Below are 1,884 nucleotides of genomic sequence, written 5' to 3'. Positions count from 1 at the left end.
CGGGCGGCCGTTTTTCGTGGGAATCCGTCCCTTTTGCCGGGGAAACGGATTGCCACGCCAGTGTGCGCACTGGCTCGCAATGACAGGTTTGTGCAAAACAGCTATTTTGCAACAGGCCCATGTGCCGCTTTCAGCGGCACGGCCATGAAATCAAAGCACATGGGCCGGGACGGCCCATATGCGCATAAACTTCATGCGCCACAGCCTTTGCTTGTTTTCGTAGTATGCTCTTGGCGCATAAAGTTTTATTTCGCCACCGGAGCAAACCGGCCCCGCACCAGGACCGCCAGGGCCGCCGGGGCCACCTCCACCTGGGCGCCGATCTTGCCGGCGCTGACGGTAATGGTGTCCAGAGCCTCCACGCTCTGGTCGAAGACGGTGGGAAACTGCTTCTTCATGCCCACCGGGGAGCAGCCGCCGTGGACGTAGCCGGTGAGGGGGAGCAGCTGGGCCTGTTTGATCATCTCGATGGATTTCTCTCCCACCGCCTTGGCGGCAGCCTTCAGGTCCAGCTCCTTGAGCACCGGGATGACGAACACATAATATTTCTTGCTGGCCCCCTGAGTCACCAGAGTCTTGCACACGCTGGCCGGGTCCTTGTCAATGAGGGCGGCCACGCTGGCGCCATCCACCGCCCCGTCGGGGTGGGCGTAGTGGTGGGGGGTATAGGGTACCTTCTTCTGATCCAGTACCCGCATTACGTTGGTCTTTTCTTCGGACATGGTTGCATCGCTCCCGTGGTTTGGTATAAGATAAGGACATCATACTACAATCAAGGAGCGGACGCAAATGCTGGATACACAAAATTGTCAGGGCATCATGATGGACATTGCCAAGCGGCTGCTGGCTATCGACAGCCCCAGCGGATTTACCCAGAACGTGGTGCGGGAGGCGGAGCAGATCGCCCAGGACCACGGCTATACTACCCGGCGCACCAACAAGGGCAACCTGATCGTGTCGGTGCCCGGCCGGGAGAAGGGCAAGAGGATTGGCCTGTGCGCCCATGTGGATACCCTGGGCCTGATGGTGCGCTCCATCACCGCCGACGGTATGCTGAAGATCACCAAGGTGGGCGGCCCCATCCTGCCCACCCTGGACGGCGAGTACTGCCGTATCTACACCCGGGACGGCAAGGTGTACACCGGTACCATCCTGTCCCTGTCCCCCGCGGTCCACGTCTATGATGACGCCGCCACCCGGCCCCGGGAGGAGAAGGAACTGGCGGTACGCATTGACGAGAAGGTGAAGAGCAAGGAGGACGTAGAGGCTCTGGGCATCTGCGCCGGGGACTATGTGTGCTTTGATCCCAAGACCACCGTCACCGAGAGCGGCTTCCTCAAGTCCCGGTTCATCGACGACAAGGGCAGCGCCGCTATCCTGCTCACCCTGCTGCGGCTGATGCACTTTGCCAAGGTGCGCCCCTGCTACGACACCGACGTGTGCTTCACCGTCCATGAGGAGGTGGGCCACGGCGGCGCCACCCTGCCTCAGGTGGATGAGCTGCTGGCGGTGGATATGGGCTGCGTAGGCGACGATCTGAGCTGCACCGAGTATCAGGTGTCTATCTGCGCCAAGGACAGCAACGGTCCCTACGACTATGAGATGGTGAGCCGTCTGGTGGAGCTGGCCAAGGCCAACGGTGTGGATTACGCGGTGGATATCTATCCCCACTACGGCTCTGACGTGGCGGTGGCCTGGAAGACCGGCATGGACGCCAAGGGCGCCCTCATCGGTCCCGGTGTCCACGCCTCCCACGGTATGGAGCGGACCCATTTTGATGGGATGAAGGCTACGATCGATTTGGTGAGCCTGTATCTGGAGCTGGGCTAAAAAAGAAGAAGTCCGCTCCATCTCCGCCGAAGGCGGGAGCCCGGCGGAATTCAT

The 1,884-nt window shown here is 60.9% G+C and carries 2 protein-coding genes; one reads left to right on the top strand and one right to left on the bottom strand.

Annotated elements, in window-relative coordinates; translation table 11 throughout:
* Positions 1 to 245 precede the first annotated feature (245 nt).
* Positions 246 to 722 carry a Cys-tRNA(Pro) deacylase gene (ybaK, locus tag B5E56_RS14265; RefSeq protein ID WP_087391405.1) on the bottom strand — a complete coding sequence of 159 codons (477 nt, stop codon included), beginning with the start codon at positions 720 to 722 and terminating at the stop codon, positions 246 to 248.
* Between the two features lie 67 nt (positions 723 to 789).
* Between ybaK and B5E56_RS14260 the strand changes: the two genes are divergently transcribed.
* Positions 790 to 1,830 (top strand): M42 family metallopeptidase, encoded by a 1,041-nt coding sequence (locus tag B5E56_RS14260; RefSeq protein WP_087391402.1) that lies wholly within the window; start codon positions 790 to 792, stop codon positions 1,828 to 1,830.
* The last annotated feature ends 54 nt before the right edge of the window (positions 1,831 to 1,884 follow it).

The sequence above is a fragment of the Flavonifractor sp. An112 genome (genome assembly GCF_002161085.1).
GTDB lineage: Bacteria > Bacillota > Clostridia > Oscillospirales > Oscillospiraceae > Flavonifractor > Flavonifractor avicola.
This window is presented reverse-complemented; position numbering and strand designations above follow the sequence as displayed.